The following is a 23,184-nucleotide window of genomic DNA, read 5'->3' as shown; positions in this document are numbered from 1 at the left end:
GCATGGATGCCCTGGCCATTGTGCTCTATTGTGCCCAGTCCGTGCGACATGACAGGATCCCTTTTATTTCCGATATACACGCCTTCAGTACGGTTGTGAACACGCTGTCTGCTGGTGGGTATAGCGCTTTGGTTATTCTTTTCTTTATTCTCGATTTCTTGTTGTTGCTCTCTTTTATTGCCTCAGCATGGTGCTTCTTCGCCCGGAATTTATACGCGAGAAGACTGGCGCTCTACCAGGAAATACTGCGTCTGGTTGGATTTCGCTACTCAGTTTCCCTTTTTCCCCTGGTGTTAAGTTTCACGGGCGTGATGAATGTCTGGCTAAATGGCTTTTTGTTCTTTTTGTCAGAGTTTCTGAAAATCTATTCCCTGTGGATTTATAAATATGAAGGGGAAAGGCCCCCGGTTAAAGAGTAAGACGGCCAACAACCAGAACATTCACGTTTAAAAAAACCTTGCGTTAAAAATATTCTCAGCATAAACCATTACGGAATAAAGATTATGCTCAACCGAATTACCGTTCAGCTCCCGGTTGAGGGGCTGCTTTTCTGGAAACTCTCCGGCCGCGAGGCGATGTCCGAGTCGTACGCGCTGACGCTGACTCTGCTCGGCACGGATGCGCGCATTGACCGCAGCAGGCTGCTCGGTCAGCCGGTCACAGTGACCATCCCCACGCAGAGCCTGCTTACTCCCCGCTTTATCAACGGTAAGGTGACGCGCGTGGCGGTGAGTGCCGTGGAGCTGACGGGCACCCGCTATGCGGTCTACCAGCTGACGGTGGAGCCGGACCTGTGGCCGATGAAGCGCGACCGTAACCTGCGGATTTTCCAGGGCCAGACGGTACCACAGATTGTGAAAACCCTGCTGGGTGAGCATCAGGTTAACCTTGAAGACAAACTCACCGGCAGCTACCGGGTGTGGGACTACTGCGTGCAGTATCAGGAGTCGAGCCTGGACTTCATCAGCCGCCTGATGGAGCTGGAGGGGATGGCGTACTACTTCAGCCACGAGGCGGACAAGCACACCCTGGTACTGACCGACGCCGCGACGCAGCATCAGCCGTTCAGCGGCTATGAGGTCATTCCTTACCACCAGACGCCGTCCGGCGGCAGTACGGATGAAGAGGGCATCAGCCAGTGGGCGCTGGAGGACAGCGTGACGCCGGGGATTTACAGCCTCGACGACTACGACTTCCGCAAGCCGAACGCGTGGCTGTTCCAGGCGCAGCAGAACCCGGCGTCACCGAAACCGGGCAGCATCGACGTGTACGACTGGCCGGGCCGCTTTGTGGAGACAGGCCATGCGGAGTTCTACGCCCGTATCCGTCAGGAGCGCTGGCAGGTGGAGCATCAGCAGATTCAGGCGACGGCCACGGCGGCGGGCATTGCGCCGGGCCACATCTTTACCCTGACCAACGCGCCATTCTTCAGCGATAACGGTGAGTATCTGGTGACGGCGGCCGGGTATCACTTCGAGGAGAACCGCTACGCGAGCGGCGAGGGGGAAACCATTCACCGCACCGATTTCACCGTTATCCCGGCGGCGGTGTCGTACCGTCCGGCGCAGAGCACGGCGTGGCCGCGGACCTACGGCCCGCAGACGGCGAAAGTCGTGGGGCCGCAGGGGGAGAGTATCTGGACGGACAAATATGGCCGCGTGAAGGTGAAGTTCCACTGGGACCGTCTGGCGAAGGGCGATGACACCAGCTCCTGCTGGGTGCGTGTCTCCAGCGCATGGGCGGGCCAGGGCTACGGCGGGGTGCAGATCCCGCGCGTCGGCGACGAGGTGGTGGTGGACTTTATCAACGGCGACCCGGACCGACCGATTATCACCGGCCGCGTGTATAACGAAGCCAGCATGCCGCCGTGGGCGCTGCCGGCTGCCGCGACGCAGATGGGCTTTATGAGCCGCACGAAAGACGGTTCCGTGGACAACGCCAACGCCCTGCGCTTTGAGGACAAGGCGGGCGCAGAGCAGGTGTGGATCCAGGCCGAGCGCAACATGGACACCAGCGTCAAGAATGATGAAACGCACAGCGTTGGCGGCGCGCGCAGCCATTACGTGAAGAAAAATGAGCTGCATCGTGTTGAAGCGAACCAGATCCAGGCCGTGAAAGGCGGAACCGAGATCCTGACGGGCAAAGGCAAGCTGGATGCAGCGGTAGAGCAGTATGTCATTGCTTCCGGGACGAAGCTGCGGCTGGTCTCGGGTGAGAGTGCTATTGAGCTTAACGCTAACGGCAAGATTAACCTGATTGGCAAAGAGTTTAACTTTTTCGTGGAAGGGGATGGTTATATCACCACGGGTGGTAAGCTGCACCTGAATACCTCGGGAACCAAGCCGGGCACAACGGCACCGGGATCGGGGCATAAAGGGGATATTGATGCGGCGGTGCAGGAGAAGTTTTCTCCAAATAAAAGTGCTAAGAATCCGGCTCCCGCGGTTTCAGCGCCAGCAGCATCCAGACCAAAACCAACAACAAAATTTGCAGCAGCTCCACCATTAAAAGGGAGTTACGTTTATCAAAATAATTCCTACAACTCTGATGTGATGCCCTTCAGTGAAGATGTAGTTAAGGAAATCAATAAGTCACCAACGCTTCAGACACAATTAAAAGATCTAAAAGATAAAGGGTGGGCTATTCAGCCGGGAGCCGCAGGAGGGGGGAGTTACGCTGATACAAATAACAAATTGATTGTCATGGACCCTGAACACATGGAGGATACAGCCACAACTGTGCAAACTCTGGCACATGAGGCAGGGCATGCAACTTATCCTGTTGCGGTAGATTCTTCGAGTAAGGAAAACTTCATCAACAGTCAGCTTATGGATGAAGGTGGAGCAACGCTGAATAACATTAAAATACAACGCGAGATCCTTGCAAACGGCGGTATTGATATTGATATAGCGGGAAGTGCCGAAAACTTAAAAGCATATAATTCTGCATATGATAAAATGGTGAGCGGTGAGTTATCTCGCATTGATGCAGCCAAAGCAATAGGAAAAGTGTATGGTAAAGGCGAAATAGCCTCAGGGACTAATTTAAATTATAATGATTACTATGGAGGATTCTATGGAAAGTAGGATGATTAAAGCTACATTCCTCATTGTTCTTCCACTATTTTCAGCATTTACCTATGCAGGGCATAATAAAATGAATCAAGATTCGTTGTGGCAAATGATCAAAGAAATGAAATCAGTGTGGGGTAAACAAGTTGAGGATGTCAGTAAACTGTTTAACCAACCGCTGATTAATAATACACAGGAGAAAGAAGACCGTTATACTTCAGCTCCCTTTACGTTAACTGATGGCACACGGATCAGCGATGTGGATGTTCGTTTATGGGGAAATGGCGATAACAGCGTATCTTTGGTTTCTTTCGTAATTAATCAACCATGTATTACTCTTGAACAAGTCAAATCTCATTTTCCAGATCTGAAATTGTCTAATATCCCTCGCGGAAACACGCCGGGACAATCAGTTGGATATCGCACTCCTACCGATGAACGCGGGCTGGCATGGGCATTTAGCTTTCCAGTTCTGAATCAGGAATGCCTGAGCAGGGTAGTTATGTCACGCTACGAACATTAAGTTGCGAGGCAACTTTACGGGCTGTGAAAGAAGATAATTATCAAACGGCCAATAATATCGCTGCCCCTAAAGTTTTTGCGGAAAAAAAGAAAGTGCTAACGTTGTAATGATCTTGTCCCTCTGAGTCGCTAAGCAGTAATTAATATTGGCTGTATAAACTTTAGCGCTTTTAATCTTATTTTTCTAATATCATCCCGAGTTCACTTATGAAATACACCCTCCAGGAAGGTTCGTTTTCCCTTTTCCCTGCTGCCTGGCAGGATAACAGCATGAACATTATTCGCGATGACGAAAGCGGGTTATCTGTAGTGGTCAGCCGCGGCGTCATCCCGGATGGTAGCGATTACGAACAAGAGTTCCACCGTCAGTGGGAAGTCCTGCGCCCTCAGATGGGGGAGATCGCCCAGAGCGAATTTCAGCACGTAAAAGCCGGGCCAGACGGAAACATTAGCGGACTGGAAGTTGAGACCACCTTTGACCGTAACGGCCAGCGCCTGTGGCAAAAACAGCTGGCCGTGCAGACGCCGGGCAAACCGGTACTGATGATTTTTACCCTCTCGGCCTTAAAAGCCTTTACGGAAGAGGACGAGGCGCGCTGGAGCGCACTGAAGCAAAGTCTGACGCTAAACGACAACCGGAATGTGTAAGGCATGAGCGATAACAACGCGGCCCGTAAGGGCGACGAGATTATTCACTCCAGCATTTTTGCTGATATAACCAGCATTGTGGCGGAAGGTGCCGCCTATGCGGTGATTGGCGCGGCGGTGGGGGCAGCAGCTACCGTGGCGGCGCCACTGCTGGGAGCCGGGGCGGCAGCCGCAGGCGTGGCGGCGATCGGATCCAGCTGTCTGCTGAGCGGCATTATTGGGGGTGTCCTGGCGAACGTTGCGGGGATCACCGACGATATCAGCAACGCCGCTGAAGGGCTGGGCAACGCGCTTTTCCCGCCGTCGCCTGCGGGTAAGATCACTACCGGTTCCAGCAACGTTCTTACCAATGCGATCCCCGCTGCACGCGCAGCCGGGACCTTGACGCCTGCCGATACTCCTTCCCCTGAGCCGCAGTCTCCGGGCAGCTTTGCCGACTACGCGGGCATGCTGCTTGCCGCTGCCGGACAGTTCGGCAGCGAAATGTGGCAGCCGAGCGTGGCCTCTGCCGCTGCCGGGACCTCGCCGCTGGAAGAAGACAAGGTGGCGTGCGAGAAACACTCCGGGCCGCAGTATCTGGCGGAAGGCTCGAAAAGCGTTTTTATCAACGGGCAGCCCGCGGTGCGTGCAAAAGATCGCACCACCTGCGAAGGCACCGTTTCCGACGACGTCTCCCCGAACGTGATCATCGGCGGCGACACCCTCACAGTTCGCGATATTAAAAGCGGCAAAACGCCGGGCCTGGCGCTGGGGATGATTGCGCTCTCCCTGCTGCGCGGGCGTCCGGGCAAGATCCTGAAAAACATGCCCTGCGCGCTGGCTGCTGCCGGTGGCGGGATGCTGGCTGATATGGCCGTCAACGCCGTGTTCGGCTCCTCGCACCCGGTTCACGCCGCTACCGGCGTGAAGGTGCTGAATGACGACGACGAACTCGATTTCTCGCTGCCGGGGCGCTTTCCGCTACGCTGGCAACGCAGCTACAACAGCCTGACCACCCGCGAAGGGCTGTTTGGTCTGGGCTGGGCTACCACCTTTGACAGCTATCTGACGCTGGAAGAAAACAACGCCACCTGGTTCGATGAAACCGGGCGCGAGCTGAGCTTTGAACTGCCGCCGGTCGACCGCGCGTTTTACAGCATCAGCGAAGGCATTATCATCCGCCGCAATGAGAGCGGCGACGTGGCGATTGCCGACGATGACGGCGCGGTGTGGCGTCTGTATAAACCGACCCGCGCTAACCCAGCCATCCTGCGCCTGGCCTCCCTCAGCGACGAGTACGGCAACGCGTTGCTGACAGAATGGGATGAACACGGGCGGCTGGTCGGTCTGCACGATGAGCCGCGGGCGATCGATGTCACCCTGCGTTATGAAAATGAACGTTTCCCGCAGCGCGTTACCTCGGCGAGCCATTTTGACGGCAACCAGACATGGCCGATGATGCAGTGGGGGTACGACGTGCGCGGCCAACTGGCCAGCGCAACGGATGCCTCCGGCGTGGTAACCCGTGAATACCGTTATAACGATGATGGCCTGATGGTCTGGCACCGTCTGCCGGGCGGTCTGGAGAGTGAATACCGCTGGCAAAAATTCGACCACTGGCGCGTGGTGGAAAACCGCACCAGCACCGGCGACGGCTGTCGCTTTAGCTACGATTTAGCCGCCGGGCTGACGACCGTCGTTCACTACGACGGCCAGACGCGAAAGCATTACTGGAACGCGCAGAACCTGATTGTTCGCTACGTTGACGAGCGCGGTGAGAACTGGCGCTACGAGTGGGATGACAACGAACTCCTCACGCGCCGCATCGATCCGCTCGGTCATGCCGTTACCTTCGTCTATGACGACATGGGCAACCGGGTGCAGGAGATCGACGCCGACGGCAATACACGCGCCACCACCTGGCTGGAGCACCGTGCGCTTCCGGCCTCCATCATCGAAGCCGACGGTAGCGCCACCCGTTTCCTGTATGACGAACATCACGGGCTGAAGTGCGTGGTGGATCCGATGGGGCAGACCACGCTGCTTCGTCGGGACGAGTTTGGTCAGGTCGTGGAAGAAGTTGATGCCGCCGGCAACAGCCGCTACCAGGAGTACAACGAGGCCGGGCAGATGGTGCGTGTTACGGACTGTTCGGGCCGTGTGACACAATACCGTTATCATCCGCTGGGCTGGCTGGTGGCTGAGATAAGCGCCGACGGCGAAGAGACGCGTTACCGCTACGACGCCGCGGGGCGTCCGGTGCAGCTCGACCGCCCGGAAGGCTGGACCGAGTCGCTCAAATGGAACGCGCGTGGCCTGCCGGTGAAGCATGCGGGCGCCGACGGGAAAGAGAGCGAGTTCAGATACGACGAGGCAGGACGCTTAACCGCCACCCGTAATACGCAGGGTGAAGAGGTGCGTCGCCGCTGGGACAGCCGCGGGCGTCTGATTGCCCTGGAAAACGAAAACGGCGAAGCGTATCAGTTCCGCTGGGGTGCGGACTCGCTGCTGCTGGAAGAGGTGGGGCTGGATGGCGTGGCCTCGCAGTATCGCTACGACGCCTGCGGGCGTACGATAGCGCGCACCTTTGCCGCCGGACATCCGGAGGCCATTACCCATGCCTTCGCCTGGAGCGCGAGCGGCCAGCTGGTCGCCCGCACCACGCCGGAATGGCAGACCCGCTACCATTACACCCCGTCCGGCCTTCTGAGCCGGATTGGACTGCATCCTGCGCTTTCAGCCGATGCCTGGAGCGCCGAAGCCGAGCAGGAGCTTGTGTTTGAGTATGACGCGCTTGGACGCGTCACGCGCGAAACGGGCGAACACGGCGAGCTGGCGTGGCAGTATGACGCCCTTGGCAACCGCACCTCCGTTACGCTGCCGGATGGCCGGGAGCTGAAACAATTCTATTACGGTAGCGGGCATCTGCTCAGCATTGCCCTTGATAAGCTGTCGGTCTCCGACTTTACCCGCGACGAACTCCATCGTGAAACCAGCCGTACGCAGGGGCTGCTGACCACCCGCAGCGAATACGACCGCCTTGGCCGACTGCATCGCCGGGACGTTTTTACCGGCAATGCCCAGCGCCCGTCGCCGCGCCGCTGGTCCCGCCGCTGGGATTACGACTATCGCAATAATCTTGTCCGCGAAGAGCGGGACGATAACCCGTTCAGCTGGTACCGCTGGCAGTACGACAGCGCAGGGCGCCTGCTCGTTCAGGACGGCACGCTGCCCGGTCAGGAGCAGTGGCGCTGGGATGCGGCCGGTAACCCGCTTGAGGGGGCTGCTGAGAAAGTCACGCACAACCGTCTGACGCAGCTCAACGGTATTCGCTGGCGTTATGACATCCATGGCCGCACCGTGGAGAAGGATAATGGCCAGACCCGCTGGCACTACCGCTACGACGGCGAGCACCGCCTGACGGAGGTCATCAGCCAGCCACGGGACCGCAACAGACCGCAGACGGAGGTCAGCTTCCGCTACGATCCTCTCGGGCGACGCATCAGCAAAACGCGCCGCCAGATGCTGGGCGGCCAGCCAACCGGCAGGCCGGTCACCACCCGGTTTGTCTGGGAAGGGTTCCGGCTGTTGCAGGAAGTGCACGGGGATGAGCCGCTGACCTACGTCTACAGCGATCAGGACAGCTACGATCCGCTGGCACGTATTGACGGCGTTGATGCCCCGGAAATCTTCTGGTTCCACTGTCAGCCCAACGGCACACCGGAGCGGATGACGGATATCGAAGGGCAGGTGCGCTGGGAAGGGGTGAACAGCGCCTGGGGCAAACTGCTGCGGGAAAGCGAAACGCAGGTATCAGGATATTCCCAGAACCTGCGCATGCAGGGGCAATACCTGGACCGCGAGACAGGGCTGCACTACAATCTGTTCCGGTATTACGACCCGGACTGCGGACGGTTTACGCAGCAGGACCCGATAGGGCTGGCGGGGGGGATAAATCTTTACCAGTATGCGCCGAATGCGCTGGGATGGGTGGATCCGTGGGGGTTGAGCCGTGAGTGTAGTGGTAAAACAAAACCTGATTTCTATGTTGGTCCAAGTGGCCCTAGTTCGACTATGCCTTCTACAGCATATCGTTATATGGATAGCAAATATGCTCCACAGACAATAGAAAATAAATCAGCCCCGTTAAGTTATTTTGGGTATACGAAATATAAATCTGCAAATGAAGCCAGGGACGCCTATCAAATTTTTTATGAGAAAGGTAATCCTGATTCATGGAGTGATGCACGTTTATTAGGTGAGTTTGATACATTACAACTGTATAAAAATGGAGTACCTCAAGTGCAAGTACCTCTTGCCAATGGTGGTCGAGGGCCTGGATATGAGCTTTTCACCAGTGCATATCCTGAGTATGGTAAAGGTGGGGCATTACAGTTGCTACCAATCGAACGAAATTACCCTGTTATTTTTGAACGTGTTACTATAATTCCGGAGTAAAAGTGATGACAGATGAAGAGTTACGAAAGAATCTTGTTTTTTTAATAAAAAAATATGTTCCGGAAAGTCAACAAAAAGCATTTTATGATGATATATCAAAGTCTACTGTGCCAGTGAAAGGTATTTTAGCTGACTTTAATAAAATCAAAACCAGAACTGTCGATGAAGTTGATGGAGATTTAATACGGGATATTTACTTTTATTTTTGTTGACAGATATATTGGAGATAGCTCACATGCTCAGCATTTCCTTGATATTAGAGGTGGAAATGCTGAAGTTGTCTCTTTAAAGTACCTAAATGGATGGCGGATTTCATTGAAGAAAGTGCAATACCTCAGGCAGGTTATCGTACTAATCCGTTAAATCAAGGGGGATTAGCTCCTAAACGCGTGGATCCGACTACGCCAGGTAGGTCGCATGAATTACCATCAATATGGCCAGAATGGCTTGAAGAAGTAGCGATTCCAGGCTCCGGGAATGTAAGATAGGTTACTATATGAATATCAATAAAGATGACGAACTCCTTGTGATAGTTAAGTATGAAGGAAGATTTTATTGGTTCGTTGCGTTCAAGGAAATGTGGGTCTTCGACAGAGTTAAATGGGTAGAGGATTTTGTGAAAAGTGGGGTGGAAATAAACCTTCAGGATATCCATAAGGAAAGATATGACATACCAGTAGTAAATGAGGGAAACGCGCAGATATTCATTGATGATTTAATTAAAGATGGTTATTCATACGAAAAGGATGACATAGCTGAGGAGTTTTATAATAGGCTTTCGCAAAAAACAACTTGGTGGGATATATATGAACTTATGCCGGATTTATTTATAGACTTTGATAATAAAAAATTATATTCGGAATATGTTGAGAGTATGCATTATCAAGAATATGTGCCTGATGGTTGGCACGGTGAACTTGTTGATTTTTGCAGTAATGGATCGTTACCTCAAGATGAAATGTTCTGGATAAAAAATGAAACTGATCATAGAAGCGTTTTGATCGCTAAAGGATAAAATATATTTTCAGCATACCATTTTGAGATAATGCAATGATCGATTCAACACGCCAATTAGTGTTTGTGTTAAGCGAGACAAAGCCGTTGCCAACTGTTTTGACCATCTTCAACGCTCAGGGTGAAAATCGAAAAAAATCCATGCCAAAGCGTGGATTTTTTTCATTCAAAACAAATCAAACGTTAAACAAGAAGCTCATCACGTCGCCATCTTTAACGATGTAATTTTTACCTTCAGCTCATATTCGGGCTGCCTCTTACGCTCCTTGCTGAATCCTACCCTCAATAAGCTGTCAGTATACCCGCGACGAACTCCACCGTGAGACCAGCCGCACCCAGAGGCTGCTGACCACCCGCAGCGAATACGACCGCCTTGGCCGACTGCATCGCCGGGACGTTTTTACCGGCAATGCCCAGCGCCCGTCGCCGCGCCGCTGGTCCCGCCGCTGGGATTACGACTATCGCAATAATCTTGTCCGCGAAGAGCGGGACGATAACCCGTTCAGCTGGTACCGCTGGCAGTACGACAGCGCAGGGCGCCTGCTCGTTCAGGACGGCACGCTGCCCGGTCAGGAGCAGTGGCGCTGGGATGCGGCCGGTAACCCGCTTGAGGGGGCTGCTGAGAAAGTCACGCACAACCGTCTGACGCAGCTCAACGGTATTCGCTGGCGTTATGACATCCATGGCCGCACCGTGGAGAAGGATAATGGCCAGACCCGCTGGCACTACCGCTACGACGGCGAGCACCGCCTGACGGAGGTCATCAGCCAGCCACGGGACCGCAACAGACCGCAGACGGAGGTCAGCTTCCGCTACGATCCTCTCGGGCGACGCATCAGCAAAACGCGCCGCCAGATGCTGGGCGGCCAGCCAACCGGCAAACCGGTCACCACCCGGTTTGTCTGGGAAGGGTTCCGGCTGTTGCAGGAAGTGCACGGGGATGAGCCGCTGACCTACGTCTACAGCGATCAGGACAGCTACGATCCGCTGGCACGAATTGACGGCGTTGATGCCCCGGAAATCTTCTGGTTCCACTGTCAGCCCAACGGCACACCGGAGCGGATGACGGATAGCGAAGGGCAGGTGCGCTGGGAAGGGGTGAACAGCGCCTGGGGCAAACTGCTGCGGGAAAGCGAAACGCAGGTATCAGGATATTCCCAGAACCTGCGCATGCAGGGGCAATACCTGGACCGCGAGACAGGGCTGCACTACAATCTGTTCCGGTATTACGACCCGGACTGCGGACGGTTTACGCAGCAGGACCCGATAGGGCTGGCGGGGGGGATAAATCTTTACCAGTATGCGCCGAATGCGCTGGGATGGGTGGATCCGTGGGGGTTATCGTGCAGAAATAGCTGGAATGATTTCCAGAGCAAAACTCGAGGTGCTTTTGCTACAAGAGGTCATGCTGCACGGGCCTACCGAGCTACTCATGGAATTTCAAAGCCAGATTTCCCTAATCCGGCGACATACCTCGATGCAGGAAAAATTAGTAGGCATTTAGAACTATTCAAGGGAGGGGTTACTAAGTTCGTTTGGGGTATTAATCCTGAATTTAGTCATTTAGGTCCTCCAGGAGGCCACTTTGTTATGCCAAGGACCGTTGCTGATGACTTAATTAGACGTTCGGGTGGGAACATTCCAAAGCTTGAAAGATTGTTAGGGTTAAATGCAGGTGATCTCGGAGACGCTCCTTTAAGAGTTGATATTAATAATCCGACAGGTTTAAGAATGCCAACAGGAAATGAACGAGGAGCAAATGAATTTTGGTTGCCGGGAGGATATACTTCAGGTGGTATCCCAGAGGCGGCCATAGATCCTACTCCGCTAAATCAATTAAAGATCACACCGTTGAAAAATTAAAAAAAGGAGGCGCAATGGATAAAATAATATTTAATAATTATGGAGTAATCCTTATCGAAAGAGAAGGGCGTTTTTTTATTAGGTTTTATTCAGGGGGGATAGTTATGAAAGAAGAGGAAGAAGAATTGAGCATTGATGAGGCCAAAAAAGTTCAAATGAGTGAAAAGGATGCTTATGAGGTTTTAATAGCCATTGAAAAAAAGAAAAGCTAAATTATTGGCCTCATTTTTAATAATTACCTGTCGATCAGTAATAAGGATGGTTTTTTACTACAAACCAAAATAAGTCGCTCAATGAGGTTCTTTGTAAAAGTTAACTTTAGCCAATTATAATAGAGAACTAAAAACACGCATGGGGGGCGTTTTTTGTTCAAAGCGATTAAAAGTTAAATAAAAAATTATCTCATAGAAATCTGTAAGAAGTAATTTTCCCCTTCCACAACCATCTTGTCCGCTACTTTCGTGCCTTGCTTATCCTTGTCGGCGTGGAGTCCTTATACATTATAGCTTGAGCACGTATAAGCCCTTGCTCTAGGCGCACGCAGGGGGGCTGTCTACCCGCAGCGAATATGACCGTCTTGGCCGCCTGCATCGCCGGGATATAGTTACCGGTAATTCTCAGTGCTCTTGGTTGCACCGCTGGGATACTACCGGTAACCCGCACGAAGGCTCTGCTGAGAAGGTCACGCACAACCGCCTGACGCAGCTGAACGGCATTCGCTGGCGCTATGACGTCCACGAACGCACCATGGAGAAGGATAACGGACAGACCCGCTGGCACTACCGCTACGACGGCGAGCACCGCCTGACGGAGGTCATCAGCCAGCCACGGGACCGCAACAGACCGCAGACGGAGGTCAGCTTCCGCTACGATCCGCTCGGGCGACGCATCAGCAAAACGCGCCGCCAGATGCTGGGCGGCCAGCCAACCGGCAGGCCGGTCACCACCCGGTTTGTCTGGGAAGGGTTCCGGCTGTTGCAGGAAGTGCACGGGGATGAGCCGCTGACCTACGTCTACAGCGATCAGGACAGCTACGATCCGCTGGCACGTATTGACGGCGTTGATGCCCCGGAAATCTTCTGGTTCCACTGTCAGCCCAACGGCACGCCGGAGCGGATGACGGATAGCGAAGGGCAGGTGCGCTGGGAAGGCGTTAACAGCGCCTGGGGCAAACTGCTGCGGGAAAGCGAGACGCAGATATCAGGATATTCCCAGAACCTGCGTATGCAGGGGCAATACCTGGATCGCGAGACAGGGCTGCACTACAATCTGTTCCGGTATTACGACCCGGACTGCGGACGGTTTACGCAGCAGGACCCGATAGGGCTGGCGGGGGGGATAAATCTTTACCAGTATGCGCCGAATGCGCTGGGGTGGGTGGATCCGTGGGGGTTGTCGCCTTGTAAGCCCGATAAACATCTACCTGATGCGGAACCTGGGCAATATAATTACAGGGGTATACATAAAGACCATCCCGAATGGGAAAATGCACTTAATGGTAAGGTAATTCCTGGGGATGTTCATTCATCAATAACTCCGGAGCAACATAACTTCGGAGGGGTATCCAGCATCAGCCCCTATACTTCGTGGACAGATAGTCCAGATGTAGCTAGAGGCTTCGCAGGGCCTGATGGGGTCATATTGAGAGTCAAAGTTGGTGCTCCTAAGCCTGGCGATTCTTGGTCGTGGGAGTATTCTTTTGATGAATGGATGGAACGCGAAATCTTACTTAAAGGAATTCGAAGTGGCGATGTGGAGGTATTCCTACCATGATAAATGATAAACTTATTGAGTATGCACGAGAAAAAATACCGGATGAGTTTCGTTCTTATCTAAATGAAAAGAATAATCTTCAATGTGCATCATTTATAAGTAGTACTCAAAATGAATTGAGAATAATGAAAGCGCATAAAGAAAATACTAAATTTACAGGGTTGAAAGTTAATGGTCTTGATGATTTAATCATTGCCCTTGAAAATTTTGAAAAGGAAAATGTATTCGTAATTAATATCCGAAGTAAGTTGTACTCGTTCAAGATTTATTTAGATGAAAATAATAATACTTTACTGGGTGTTATTATCCTTAAACTTAAAAAGAAAACTGCAGAGGAAATTCGATTTGGCCGAGAAATACTTGGTATTACGACACCACCCCCTGATATAGAAGATGATTAGTCAGTTTTAATTTTGATTGCATACAATTTCCCCGGCGTGTGCATGCATAGCATTCTGGCATGTATTTGTGCTCGCGTTCATCTTTGAATTATCTATCCAATTAAAACATCACCTCTATTCATTATATCTATAATTAATTCTGATTTGTTGCGTTTTAATTAAGGTTTTGATGAAAAATGAAAATAACTAATCAGCTGAAGAGGAAGTTATTGGTCCTGGATGGTATAGATAATGACTTTATAAATTATGGCGCAGAAATAGCATGCCCTGAATGCGAAGGCGTAATAGTCTATTCCATAGTAAACTCATATGAGTTTGACACGCTCTCTGAAGAGGTAAAATGCTTTTTGGTTAAGAAAATGAGATGCGTGAAGCTTGTTAGTGAATATAATAAATATAACTACGATGAAAGCCAATTAGACGCTTCGAAAAACATTTGTTCAAAGTGTTTGAAAGAGTTTTCTGCTGTATTAACGTATAAAGAAGTGCAGCCAGCCCGATATCGGGTATATCTTGTGGGGCTTTTTGAAGGTGATTTGAAACAGATCAAACTTTAAAAGTTGAGGTTTACCAATGATTGAAAATCTCATTTGTATTAAAGAAAATGACCTGCTTCAATGGGCGTGTGGTGAAAGTAACATACTGGTTAGTATGCCATTTTTAGACTATGCACTGGTCGACTCAACACGTCAGTTAGTCTTTGCGTTAAGCGAGCCAAAGCCACTATCAACCGTTTTGACCATCTTCAATCCGCAGGGCGAAAAACTATTTTGGTCAGCACCTCCTGAAGGCGCAGCTTTCTGTTACTTAACTTTCAACCTGTCAAAGCAAGTGGTTGTGGTCTGTAGCTATGCGGAAAAGGAAAACGGCTGGCATGACTGGTTTTATTCCTGGGATATGAAGCATAATGCTTTGTCTCAATTGGGCCCTGCGTATTAACATCAAAAGCGCCAAAAAACGATAACAATAACTGTTGGCAAAAGAGGGACTGTACAGCAGTACCAACAAGCAGTTTAAAAAACAGAGTTAAGAGGCAAAGGATGAGCACGGTTTAGATTGTCATTTTAACCTATATCAAACCACTCGAAGAGATTGACGCAGTGATACCTGCTCATGTGGAGTGGCTTAAAAGGTTATTCAGAGGGGATATTTCTGGCATTGGGTAGACGGAGCCCAAGAACCGGTGGAGTCATACTCGCTAAATGTGAGAGTCTGGTCTCTCTCGAAGAACGCTTGCGTGAGGTTCCTTTTCAGGCATTAAAGCTTGCGACTGCCGACATCATTCTCTTTGAACCCAGTATGAAAACAGAACTATTAGAAAATGTGTTTTAACCCCGCAATAAAAAAACCAATCAAACGTTAATGACCGTCTTGGGCGACTGCATCGCCGGGACGTCTTTACTGGCAACGCCGAGCGCCCGTCGCCGCGCCGCTGGTCCCGCCGCAGGGATTACGACTATCGCAATAATCTTGTCCGCGAAGAGCGGGACGATAACCCGTTCAGCTGGTACCGCTGGCAGTACGACAGCGCAGGGCGCCTGCTCGTTCAGGACGGCACGCTGCCTGGCCAGGAGCAGTGGCGCTGGGATGCTGCCGGTAACCCGCTCGAAGGCTCTGCTGAGAAGGTCACGCACAACCGCCTGACGCAGCTGAACGGCATTCGCTGGTGCTATGACATCCATGGCCGCACCGTGGAGAAGGATAACGGCCAGACCCGCTGGCACTACCGCTACGACGGCGAGCACCGCCTGACGGAGGTCATCAGCCAGCCGCGGGACCGCAACAGACCGCAGACGGAGGTCAGCTTCCGCTACGATCCGCTCGGGCGACGCATCAGCAAAACGCGCCGCCAGATGCTGGGCGGCCAGCCAACCGGCAAGCCGGTCACCACCCGGTTTGTCTGGGAAGGGTTCCGGCTGTTGCAGGAAGTGCACGGGGATGAGCCGCTGACCTACGTCTACAGCGATCAGGACAGCTACGATCCGCTGGCACGTATTGACGGCGTTGATGCCCCGGAAATCTTCTGGTTCCACTGCCAGCCCAACGGCACGCCGGAGCGGATGACGGATAGCGAAGGGCAGGTGCGCTGGGAAGGGGTGAACAGCGCCTGGGGAAAACTGCTGCGGGAAAGCGAGACGCAGATATCAGGATATTCCCAGAACCTGCGCATGCAGGGGCAATACCTGGACCGCGAGACAGGGCTGCACTACAATCTGTTCCGGTATTACGACCCGGACTGCGGACGGTTTACGCAGCAGGACCCGATAGGGCTGGCGGGGGGGATAAATCTTTACCAGTATGCGCCGAATGCGCTGGGATGGGTGGATCCGTGGGGGTTGAGCCGTAAATGTAAGGATCCATCTAAAGAAGCTACGAAATGGCAAGGTCAAGGTGATTACAAAGGTATAGATGTCTACAAAAATAGGAAACTGAAAAAAGGCACGATTTTGTATGCATTATATCCGAACGGTGATACTCCTCCATCATATGCGGTGACTTATCCAACCGTTAGGCAAAACAAAGGAAATGCTATAGGCTACCATGAAGCGCTTCAGGTTAAAATTGATCCTCATCGTACATTAAGAACGCAAGTAAGAGCTTATTATGTCAGCGAGGATATTGATGTCGCATATGGAAGAGCATTGGCTAATAACATTTATGGCCGAGGGGGAGGGATGCAATTCTTTATCCCTGAGGAATTTAGAAATCTACTGATACCGGGGAAGGTTATAAGCATATGATTGATTTTGAAATTAACATCGCAGATGGCAAAGTTAAGTTAGATAATAAATATCTTTTCATACAACGGGAGGATACGTTTATAGTTTCTGAACTTTACAAATATCTTGAATCAAAAAATAAAATGCAAAGATTAATTCCTTATCATTATACCGTTAATACCGTTCTTTGGTTTGATAAGAAATTTGAGCTTATAATACGCCCATTATGCTTTAGCAATTTTCCATTTATGGTGCAATTAATTTATAAAGAGGGTGAGTATTATCAGGCAATAAGTGATTGGAATAAAGTTTCTAACATTGATATGTTAAACAAAGAAGTTAATTTCTTATATCGTTGGGTAGCAGAGGAATATGATCTTGGCGAACCAGATGCAAAAGAAAAACATAGTGTAACATGGCGTTTGGAATGGGGTGATATTACTGTCTGCTATGACATTAAATCATTTAATTGCGGTATCTATATAACATGGAATTAACTATCAAATAAGTATCGCATGTTGACTGTTTTTTGATCTTTTCTTTTTTAATAATCGATACGCATAAACATATCAATGGTGTACCACGTCCACAGGTGGTCGATTCAGTGTAGTTAATGAGGGGTAAATAATTGCACACGTTCCTCTAGATCTCATTCTTAATGAAATCCGTGTAGCTGATTCCACAGATTGGAGCCTTCGAAAATAAAATGCCCCAGTATGAATTAGGATTTATACTACGGATTATTACTTGATAAAAAGCCCAGCGCAAGCATTCGCTGGAACTATGACATCTTCTGTTAAACTGTGTAGAGCTCTAACGAGCGTGCCCGCTGCACTGTTGCAACTTTTCAAGTGCATATCTTGAATAAATTAATGGTGGAACATTACAGCTGCTAGGGATAGGACGCAATTACCCTATGATTTAGTCGGTGTGGATCTTACCGGCCGCCTGAGGCGCAGTCGCACCGACAGGGATGGTCCATGCATGCACTTCTTTTACGCCAGCAGTGAAGTAGATTTGCAGATTCAGCAGCTCATAGCCCGCGCGGATCACGCGGTTCAGGCCCGGCTCTTCCAGACCCGGCTCGGCCATTAAATCTTCACGATCGGTGTCGTTCATTTCAGCGATATCGGATTCAACCGCGGCGCAAACCGCCACCACTACAGAATCTTCACCGCTCGAAGATTTTGCTGAGAAGATCCCGCACAACCGCCTGTCGCAGCTCAACGGCATTCGCTGGCGTTATGACATCCATGGCCGCACCGTGGAGAAGGATAACGGCCAGACCCGCTGGCACTACCGCTACGACGGCGAGCACCGCCTGACGGAGGTCATCAGCCAGCCGCGGGACCGCAACAGACCGCCTGACGGAGGTCAGCTTCCGCTACGATCCGCTCGGGCGACGCATCAGCAAAACGCGCCGCCAGATGCTGGGCGGCCAGCCAACCGGCAAGCCGGTCACCACCCGGTTTGTCTGGGAAGGGTTCCGGCTGTTGCAGGAAGTGCACGGGGATGTGCCGCTGACCTACGTCTACAGCGATCAGGACAGCTACGATCCGCTGGCGCGTATTGACGGCGTTGATGCCCCGGAAATCTTCTGGTTCCACTGTCAGCCCAACGGCACGCCGGAGCGGATGACGGATAGCGAAGGGCAGGTGCGCTGGGAAGGGGTGAACAGCGCCTGGGGCAAACTGCTGCGGGAAAGCGAGACGCAGGTATCAGGATATTCCCAGAACCTGCGTATGCAGGGGCAATACCTGGATCGCGAGACAGGGCTGCACTACAATCTGTTCCGGTATTACGACCCGGACTGCGGACGGTTTACGCAGCAGGACCCGATAGGGCTGGCGGGAGGGATAAATCTTTACCAGTATGCGCCAAATGCGCTGGTATGGGTGGATCCGTGGGGGTTGAGTAGGTGTTCTGGAGGTACCCGCTTAACTGTTAATAAACCGAAGATTTTAAGCAGCACAAAGCTGTCATCAACTGAGAGAAAATTCCTCGAAAGACAGTTTATGAAAAAAATGAATGCCTTAAACCGAGCGGCTCAAAGAGGAGAGTTAGTTTGGTCTCCTGGCACCCATGAGGTTAGGATTTCATCTTTGCAAAGTTCTTACAGGCAGGCTGTTTCTGCACGCTTTGAAAAAATGTTTTGTTCAGCACCTGATCTAAGTAAATTAAACGCTGATCATCCTGTTGATTTAATTGTTGGAGGTTCGCCTACACAAAGATTACAAATGCTGAATGAAACTATTAATAAAAGTGTCGGTAGTTCTTTGAAAAATGCAGGCAGAAAGGCGGGGCTTCAGCCCGGAGATACCATCAGTGAAATAATATTTCAATAGGGGGTAAAATGAATAAATCTATTAATATACAGACGGATACTGCCACATTAGTAATTTATGATTTGATGTCATTAAAGCATAGGATTAATGATGATGCAGATTGGTGGAGTCTTCCAGAAGATGAAGTTGAAGAAATAAATAAAGGGAATGTATTATTTCTCAATGTTGGAGATGATGGTAACTATAAAGTTGATATTAAAAGTGAAATTGGTGAATATGCCGGATCGTTATTTTTAAACGTACCTACTGGAAAGGTTTTCATAGGGGCGGGAGAGGATGTCACTGGCGGAGATCTGGAGCCAGATGATTCAGATGCTATTTCAGGCGAGTTTATTACTTTAGAACCAGGTAGTTACGAGGTTAAATATAAAAAGCATGGTTCAGATGTGCTAATTTCCTTTACAAAAGCAACGTTTACTGAAAACTCATTAGAAGAGGGTGTTTATCTCTGAATAAAAATCCACGCCCTGGCGTAGATTTTTTCATCCAAAAAAATGTTAAAATGAAGAACCATAGATCAGCGACAAAAAGGCACTTCTAGTTATACTTGTGACTTTTTACATAAAATCAGTAAGGTAATCAAAATGTATTTTTTAGAAAGAAAAGATGCAGAAAAAATGCTCTTTGAATTTTTAAAGAGAACTTTAATAAAAGAATCAGATATTGATGAGTTAATGAGCATGGCAACTAAACATGATTCCGGCCCTCCGATGAAAGGTATAATGTATAAGTATGACAAAATGGAGAGAAATGAACTCACCGCACAAGATTTAGATGATCTTAGTACATTGATGCATTTTTATGGCCCGTGATTAAGCATATCAATCCTTTTCTTTTAAAATATTATAATTCCAGAGCCTGGAAAGCTAACAACAACCAAATAGATGATATTTTTATTATTTCTCAGATAAGATATTCAAATCAAAACTAAGTTTAAAGTTGTTATTCTTAATGATAAAAACCTGAAGCCTCATTGGAATCTTGAGGCCGTTTTAAAGAGTAAAGTCAGCATCAATATCAAAAACTTTCAACATCATCCATGTATAAAAATAATTTTTTATTGAGAGCGAATATGATCGCTGACTTCAGGTTTATCTGAGAAAGCAACGTGCTAGAATGGATTTTCTGTTCAAAAATTATTAGACTAAACATACCTCGCTTAGATGCCGCAAAGGTCGATCCTGTACGCCAATTAGTCTTTGCGATAAGCGAACCAGAACCATTATCAACCGTTTTGAAAATCTTCAATGCTGAGGGCCAAGAGCTATTACTTTCTGCACCACCTGAAAACGCTTATTTCTATTACTTAACATTTAATTTGTCGAAGGAAGTCATTGTTGTCTGTAGTTTCGCAATTCACCAAAATGGCTGGTATGACTGGTTTTATACCTATGATATGAAGCTTAACACGCTGTCTCGGTCAGGCCCTGCGTGTTGAGATCGAAAGCGCCCCAAAATATTAACAATAACTAGTGGCAAAAGAGGGTTGCATAAGCAGTTCTAACAAGTGGCTGATAAACTGTGCTGAGAAGCAAAGGATGAGCACTGTTTACTTTGTCATATTTACCTATATAAAACCAGTCAAAGAGATTGACGCAGCGATACCTGCTCATGTGGAATGGCTAGAAAAGGGGAATTCAGAGCGGATCTTTCAGGCGTCCGGCATACTGATACTGTGAATCGGAGGTGTCAGTCTCGCTAAGTGCTAGTGTCAGGCCTTACTTGGAGAGCATCTACGCGAGAAGTCTTTACAGACTTTAAAGTTTGAGACTCTGAAATCATTACTTTTGTACCCAGCTTGAAGACAGTTCTCTTAGACAATAACTTTTACCCTGCAATAAAAAATCCACCCCTAAGCGTGGATTTTCCCGTTCATAAAAATTAAACGTAAACAAGAAGTTCATCACATCGCCATCTTCAACAATGTAATCTTTTCCTTATGCACGCATCTTGCCTCCTTCTTTCGCGCCTGGCCCTTCCTGACCCAGCTCGGCTATAAACTCTTCACGGTCGGCATCGTCCAGTTCAGCATTATCGGATTCAACCGTGGCGCAAACTACTACCACTAACGAACCTTCACCGCTTGAAGGTTCTGCTGAGAAGCTCACGCAAAACCGTCTGACGCAGCTCAACGGCATTCGCTGGCGCTATGACGTCCACGGACGCACCATGGAGAAAGATAACGGCCAGACCCGCTGGCACTACCGCTACGACGGCGAGCACCGCCTGACGGAGGTCATCAGCCAGCCGCGGGACCGCAACAGACCGCAGACGGAGGTCAGCTTCCGATACGATCCACTGGGCCGCCGCATCAGCAATACGCACCGCCAGATGCCTGACGGCCTGCCAACCGGTAAGCTGGTCGCCACGCGGTTTGTCCGGGAACGGTTACGGCTGTTACAGGAAATGTGCGGGGATGTGCTGTTGACCTACGTCTACAGCGATCAGGACAGCTACGACCCGCTGGCGCGTATTGACGGCGTTGATGCCCCGGAAATCTTCTGGTTCCACTGCCAGCCCAACGGCACGCCGGAGCGGATGACGGATAGCGAAGGGCAGGTGCGCTGGGAAGGGGTGAACAGCGCCTGGGGCAAACTGCTGCGGGAAAGCGAGACGCAGGTATCAGGATATTCCCAGAACCTGCGCATGCAGGGACAATACCTGGACCGTGAGACAGGGCTGCACTACAATCTGTTCCGGTATTACGACCCGGACTGCGGACGATTTACGCAGCAGGACCCGATAGGGCTGGCGGGGGGGATAAACCTTTACCAGTATGCGCCGAATGCGCTGGGGTGGGTGGATCCGTGGGGGTTAAAATGTGGTTTTTCTCAAAAAGATCGTATAACACAAAGATGGGTGGATAGATTAACAGGGAAAAAACCCGCTGATGTTCATAATATTTTGACATCCAAAGGTTGGACGAGAACATATCCACAAGCCAATAAACCAGGAGCTATCCAACATATTCAATATGTCAAAACAACAAAATCAGGTACTACGTACAAATTAGATTATCATCCCGGAGGGACTCCAACTCAACCTAATATTCATGGTAATGATTACTGGAAAGTTTATCGCGAAGTTGATGGTGCTGATGTAGTATATGGGAGAATTGGTCATGGAGAGTTTAAAAATTATGATTTAATAACCGATTCACCTGTTTATGTTGACGGAGTTTTACTTAATGGGGGGTATAAAATGATTGATTTTAATGCTGATATTTTATCAGGAAGAGCACTAGGTAACGTTTTTTTGGGGGATAATATCAGTAAGTACATAAGCGAGTTATATGCTGGCTATAAGGTAACTTACTTTGATTATTTCTTGCCTGATGATAAGAAAAGGCTTGCATATATTGTAGATGACACAATGACAATCGCTACCCTTGAAGATGGAACGATCATTTCTATTGGTTGTAACGTAAACTATAAGGGGAGGTATAATAAAATATTACAAACAGGCCAAACGATGGGGGAAATAATAGGGTTGACTTACAAACAGCGTATATTTAATGGCTGTATTATTATAAATGACGACTTTGGTTTTTCATTCGAGTTGCCAGCGCCATATGATGAAATTGCAGATAGCATTGCACATGTTCCACTAGATCTTGTTCTTAATGAAATCCGTGTTGCTGATTACTCTGATTGGAACCCACAAAAAATAAAACGCTGAAGTGTGGGTTAGGGTTGATCCCTCGGATTATTTACTTTACATAAAACCCTAGGTAAGCATTTTCTGGAGTCATGACATCCACTGTCGTAAGTAAAATACCCAGCGCCCGTCGCAGCGCCGCTGGGATTACTACTACCGCAATAACTTGGTGCGCGAAGAGCGGGACGATAACCCGTTCAAATGGTACCGCTGGCAGTACGACAGACAGTGCCGGGCGTCTCCTGGTTCAGGACGGCACGCTGGCCGGAGAGGAGCAGGGGGTCTGGGATGCAGCCGCTAACCCGCTCGAAGGTTCTGTTGAGAACATTACGCACAACCGCCTGGCGCAGCTGAATGATATTCGCTGGCGTTATAATACCCATGCTTGCACTGTAGAGAAGGATAACGGCCAAACCCGAGGAACCGCAACAAACCGCAGACGCAGGTCAGCTTCCGCTACGATCCGCTCGGTCGCCGCATCAGTAAAACGCGACGCCAGAAGCTGGGCGGACAGCCAACCGGCAAGCCATCACCACCCGGTGTGTCTGGGAATGACTGCCTACTGGGGGAAGCGCACGGGGATGTGCTGTTCACCTACGTCGACGAAAGTGGTCAGGACAACTACGATTTGCTGGCGCGTGTAGATAGTGTTGATGCTTCATATATCTTCTGGGTCCATTGCCAATCCAACGGCACGGCACAACTTATAACTGATATCTAAAAGCAGTAATTT

16 protein-coding genes and 9 pseudogenes are annotated in these 23,184 nt (G+C 50.0%); 23 read left to right on the top strand and 2 right to left on the bottom strand.

Annotation, left to right across the window (positions count from 1 at the left end):
- Nucleotides 1-2 precede the first annotated feature (2 nt).
- The 16 genes and pseudogenes from BFV65_RS12045 (at nucleotide 3) to BFV65_RS11965 (ending at nucleotide 16,946) form a co-directional block, all read left to right on the top strand.
- Complete coding sequence (locus BFV65_RS12045) at nucleotides 3-419, top strand: hypothetical protein (RefSeq protein ID WP_227022502.1); 417 nt, start codon at nucleotides 3-5, stop codon at nucleotides 417-419.
- A gap of 84 nt (nucleotides 420-503) precedes the next feature.
- A complete protein-coding gene (locus BFV65_RS12040; protein WP_069596691.1) occupies nucleotides 504-3,086 on the top strand; it encodes a type VI secretion system Vgr family protein in 2,583 nt (860 codons plus the stop codon).
- A 1-nt stretch (nucleotide 3,087) separates the two neighbouring features.
- On the top strand, nucleotides 3,088-3,594 hold the full coding sequence (locus tag BFV65_RS12035) for a hypothetical protein (RefSeq protein ID WP_227746611.1): 507 nt from the start codon (nucleotides 3,088-3,090) through the stop codon (nucleotides 3,592-3,594).
- 206 nt (nucleotides 3,595-3,800) lie between these two features.
- A complete protein-coding gene (locus BFV65_RS12030; RefSeq protein ID WP_022648394.1) occupies nucleotides 3,801-4,241 on the top strand; it encodes a DcrB-related protein in 441 nt (146 codons plus the stop codon).
- Nucleotides 4,242-4,244: 3 nt separating this feature from the next.
- Complete coding sequence (locus BFV65_RS12025) at nucleotides 4,245-8,678, top strand: RHS repeat-associated core domain-containing protein (protein ID WP_069596690.1); 4,434 nt, start codon at nucleotides 4,245-4,247, stop codon at nucleotides 8,676-8,678.
- Nucleotides 8,679-8,683: 5 nt separating this feature from the next.
- Nucleotides 8,684-8,890 (top strand): hypothetical protein, encoded by a 207-nt coding sequence (locus BFV65_RS12020; RefSeq protein ID WP_022648388.1) that lies wholly within the window; start codon nucleotides 8,684-8,686, stop codon nucleotides 8,888-8,890.
- Nucleotides 8,891-9,174: 284 nt separating this feature from the next.
- On the top strand, nucleotides 9,175-9,693 hold the full coding sequence (locus tag BFV65_RS12015; RefSeq protein WP_063148493.1) for a hypothetical protein: 519 nt from the start codon (nucleotides 9,175-9,177) through the stop codon (nucleotides 9,691-9,693).
- 296 nt (nucleotides 9,694-9,989) lie between these two features.
- Nucleotides 9,990-11,555: pseudogene (locus BFV65_RS23415) on the top strand (RHS repeat domain-containing protein); the annotation flags it as partial.
- A 14-nt stretch (nucleotides 11,556-11,569) separates the two neighbouring features.
- Nucleotides 11,570-11,767, top strand: a complete 198-nt coding sequence (locus BFV65_RS12005; RefSeq protein ID WP_023300305.1) for a hypothetical protein — start codon at nucleotides 11,570-11,572, stop codon at nucleotides 11,765-11,767.
- 331 nt (nucleotides 11,768-12,098) lie between these two features.
- Nucleotides 12,099-12,953: pseudogene (locus tag BFV65_RS11995) on the top strand (RHS repeat domain-containing protein); the annotation flags it as partial.
- 371 nt (nucleotides 12,954-13,324) lie between these two features.
- On the top strand, nucleotides 13,325-13,729 hold the full coding sequence (locus BFV65_RS11990; protein WP_069596687.1) for a hypothetical protein: 405 nt from the start codon (nucleotides 13,325-13,327) through the stop codon (nucleotides 13,727-13,729).
- A gap of 176 nt (nucleotides 13,730-13,905) precedes the next feature.
- Nucleotides 13,906-14,286, top strand: coding sequence for a hypothetical protein (locus BFV65_RS11985; RefSeq protein ID WP_023300298.1), 381 nt, complete (start codon nucleotides 13,906-13,908; stop codon nucleotides 14,284-14,286).
- A gap of 16 nt (nucleotides 14,287-14,302) precedes the next feature.
- Nucleotides 14,303-14,668 carry a hypothetical protein gene (locus BFV65_RS11980; RefSeq protein ID WP_038416218.1) on the top strand — a complete coding sequence of 122 codons (366 nt, stop codon included), beginning with the start codon at nucleotides 14,303-14,305 and terminating at the stop codon, nucleotides 14,666-14,668.
- A gap of 116 nt (nucleotides 14,669-14,784) precedes the next feature.
- Nucleotides 14,785-15,061, top strand: a pseudogene (locus BFV65_RS23410) (YciI family protein).
- A gap of 32 nt (nucleotides 15,062-15,093) precedes the next feature.
- Nucleotides 15,094-16,470: pseudogene (locus BFV65_RS11970) on the top strand (RHS repeat domain-containing protein); the annotation flags it as partial.
- The gene (locus BFV65_RS11965) at nucleotides 16,467-16,946 is read left to right on the top strand and encodes a hypothetical protein (RefSeq protein WP_058677893.1); all 480 of its coding nucleotides are present in this window, start codon (nucleotides 16,467-16,469) and stop codon (nucleotides 16,944-16,946) included. The pseudogene BFV65_RS11970 and the gene BFV65_RS11965, both read left to right, overlap by 4 nt.
- A gap of 427 nt (nucleotides 16,947-17,373) precedes the next feature.
- Here BFV65_RS11965 and BFV65_RS11960 read toward each other — a convergent pair.
- A pseudogene (locus BFV65_RS11960) lies at nucleotides 17,374-17,622 on the bottom strand (DUF933 domain-containing protein); the annotation flags it as partial.
- On the opposite strand from BFV65_RS11960, the pseudogene BFV65_RS23405 reads away from it, so the two are divergent.
- The 5 genes and pseudogenes from BFV65_RS23405 to BFV65_RS23575 all read left to right on the top strand — a co-directional run.
- A pseudogene (locus tag BFV65_RS23405) lies at nucleotides 17,621-18,794 on the top strand (RHS repeat domain-containing protein); the annotation flags it as partial. The pseudogenes BFV65_RS11960 and BFV65_RS23405 overlap by 2 nt on opposite strands.
- An 8-nt stretch (nucleotides 18,795-18,802) precedes the next feature.
- Nucleotides 18,803-19,246, top strand: coding sequence for a DUF6386 family protein (locus BFV65_RS11950; protein WP_058646411.1), 444 nt, complete (start codon nucleotides 18,803-18,805; stop codon nucleotides 19,244-19,246).
- A 132-nt stretch (nucleotides 19,247-19,378) separates the two neighbouring features.
- Nucleotides 19,379-19,606, top strand: coding sequence for a hypothetical protein (locus BFV65_RS11945; protein WP_023300301.1), 228 nt, complete (start codon nucleotides 19,379-19,381; stop codon nucleotides 19,604-19,606).
- 296 nt (nucleotides 19,607-19,902) lie between these two features.
- Nucleotides 19,903-20,232 (top strand): hypothetical protein, encoded by a 330-nt coding sequence (locus BFV65_RS22480; protein WP_236724038.1) that lies wholly within the window; start codon nucleotides 19,903-19,905, stop codon nucleotides 20,230-20,232.
- A gap of 100 nt (nucleotides 20,233-20,332) precedes the next feature.
- A pseudogene (locus tag BFV65_RS23575) lies at nucleotides 20,333-20,679 on the top strand (YciI family protein).
- A 52-nt stretch (nucleotides 20,680-20,731) separates the two neighbouring features.
- Here the strand turns inward: BFV65_RS23575 and BFV65_RS23400 are convergent.
- Nucleotides 20,732-20,887 (bottom strand): annotated as a pseudogene (locus BFV65_RS23400) (hypothetical protein); the annotation flags it as partial.
- Between BFV65_RS23400 and BFV65_RS22475 the strand changes: the two are divergent.
- Nucleotides 20,871-21,614, top strand: a pseudogene (locus tag BFV65_RS22475) (RHS repeat domain-containing protein); the annotation flags it as partial. The pseudogenes BFV65_RS23400 and BFV65_RS22475 sit on opposite strands and share 17 nt — an antisense overlap.
- A 929-nt stretch (nucleotides 21,615-22,543) precedes the next feature.
- On the top strand, nucleotides 22,544-23,095 hold the full coding sequence (locus tag BFV65_RS22895) for a hypothetical protein (protein ID WP_022651387.1): 552 nt from the start codon (nucleotides 22,544-22,546) through the stop codon (nucleotides 23,093-23,095).
- The last annotated feature ends 89 nt before the right edge of the window (nucleotides 23,096-23,184 follow it).

The organism is Enterobacter hormaechei subsp. hoffmannii (assembly GCF_001729745.1).
GTDB lineage: Bacteria > Pseudomonadota > Gammaproteobacteria > Enterobacterales > Enterobacteriaceae > Enterobacter > Enterobacter intestinihominis.
The sequence above is the reverse complement of the archived record's forward strand: the minus strand, read 5'-3'. Positions and strand labels throughout refer to the sequence as shown.

Excerpts from the sequence above, each read along its gene's own strand:
- BFV65_RS11950 (WP_058646411.1), top strand. The coding sequence starts at position 18,803 with ATGAATAAATCTATTAATATACAGACGGATACTGCCACATTAGTAATT.
- BFV65_RS11990 (WP_069596687.1), top strand. The coding sequence starts at position 13,325 with ATGATAAATGATAAACTTATTGAGTATGCACGAGAAAAAATACCGGAT.
- BFV65_RS12030 (WP_022648394.1), top strand. The coding sequence starts at position 3,801 with ATGAAATACACCCTCCAGGAAGGTTCGTTTTCCCTTTTCCCTGCTGCC.
- BFV65_RS12005 (WP_023300305.1), top strand. The coding sequence starts at position 11,570 with ATGGATAAAATAATATTTAATAATTATGGAGTAATCCTTATCGAAAGA.
- BFV65_RS11980 (WP_038416218.1), top strand. The coding sequence starts at position 14,303 with ATGATTGAAAATCTCATTTGTATTAAAGAAAATGACCTGCTTCAATGG.
- BFV65_RS12015 (WP_063148493.1), top strand. The coding sequence starts at position 9,175 with ATGAATATCAATAAAGATGACGAACTCCTTGTGATAGTTAAGTATGAA.
- BFV65_RS12020 (WP_022648388.1), top strand. The coding sequence starts at position 8,684 with ATGACAGATGAAGAGTTACGAAAGAATCTTGTTTTTTTAATAAAAAAA.
- BFV65_RS11945 (WP_023300301.1), top strand. The coding sequence starts at position 19,379 with ATGTATTTTTTAGAAAGAAAAGATGCAGAAAAAATGCTCTTTGAATTT.
- BFV65_RS11965 (WP_058677893.1), top strand. The coding sequence starts at position 16,467 with ATGATTGATTTTGAAATTAACATCGCAGATGGCAAAGTTAAGTTAGAT.
- BFV65_RS12035 (WP_227746611.1), top strand. The coding sequence starts at position 3,088 with ATGATTAAAGCTACATTCCTCATTGTTCTTCCACTATTTTCAGCATTT.
- BFV65_RS12045 (WP_227022502.1), top strand. The coding sequence starts at position 3 with ATGGATGCCCTGGCCATTGTGCTCTATTGTGCCCAGTCCGTGCGACAT.
- BFV65_RS11985 (WP_023300298.1), top strand. The coding sequence starts at position 13,906 with ATGAAAATAACTAATCAGCTGAAGAGGAAGTTATTGGTCCTGGATGGT.
- BFV65_RS12040 (WP_069596691.1), top strand. The coding sequence starts at position 504 with ATGCTCAACCGAATTACCGTTCAGCTCCCGGTTGAGGGGCTGCTTTTC.
- BFV65_RS22895 (WP_022651387.1), top strand. The coding sequence starts at position 22,544 with ATGACATCCACTGTCGTAAGTAAAATACCCAGCGCCCGTCGCAGCGCC.
- BFV65_RS12025 (WP_069596690.1), top strand. The coding sequence starts at position 4,245 with ATGAGCGATAACAACGCGGCCCGTAAGGGCGACGAGATTATTCACTCC.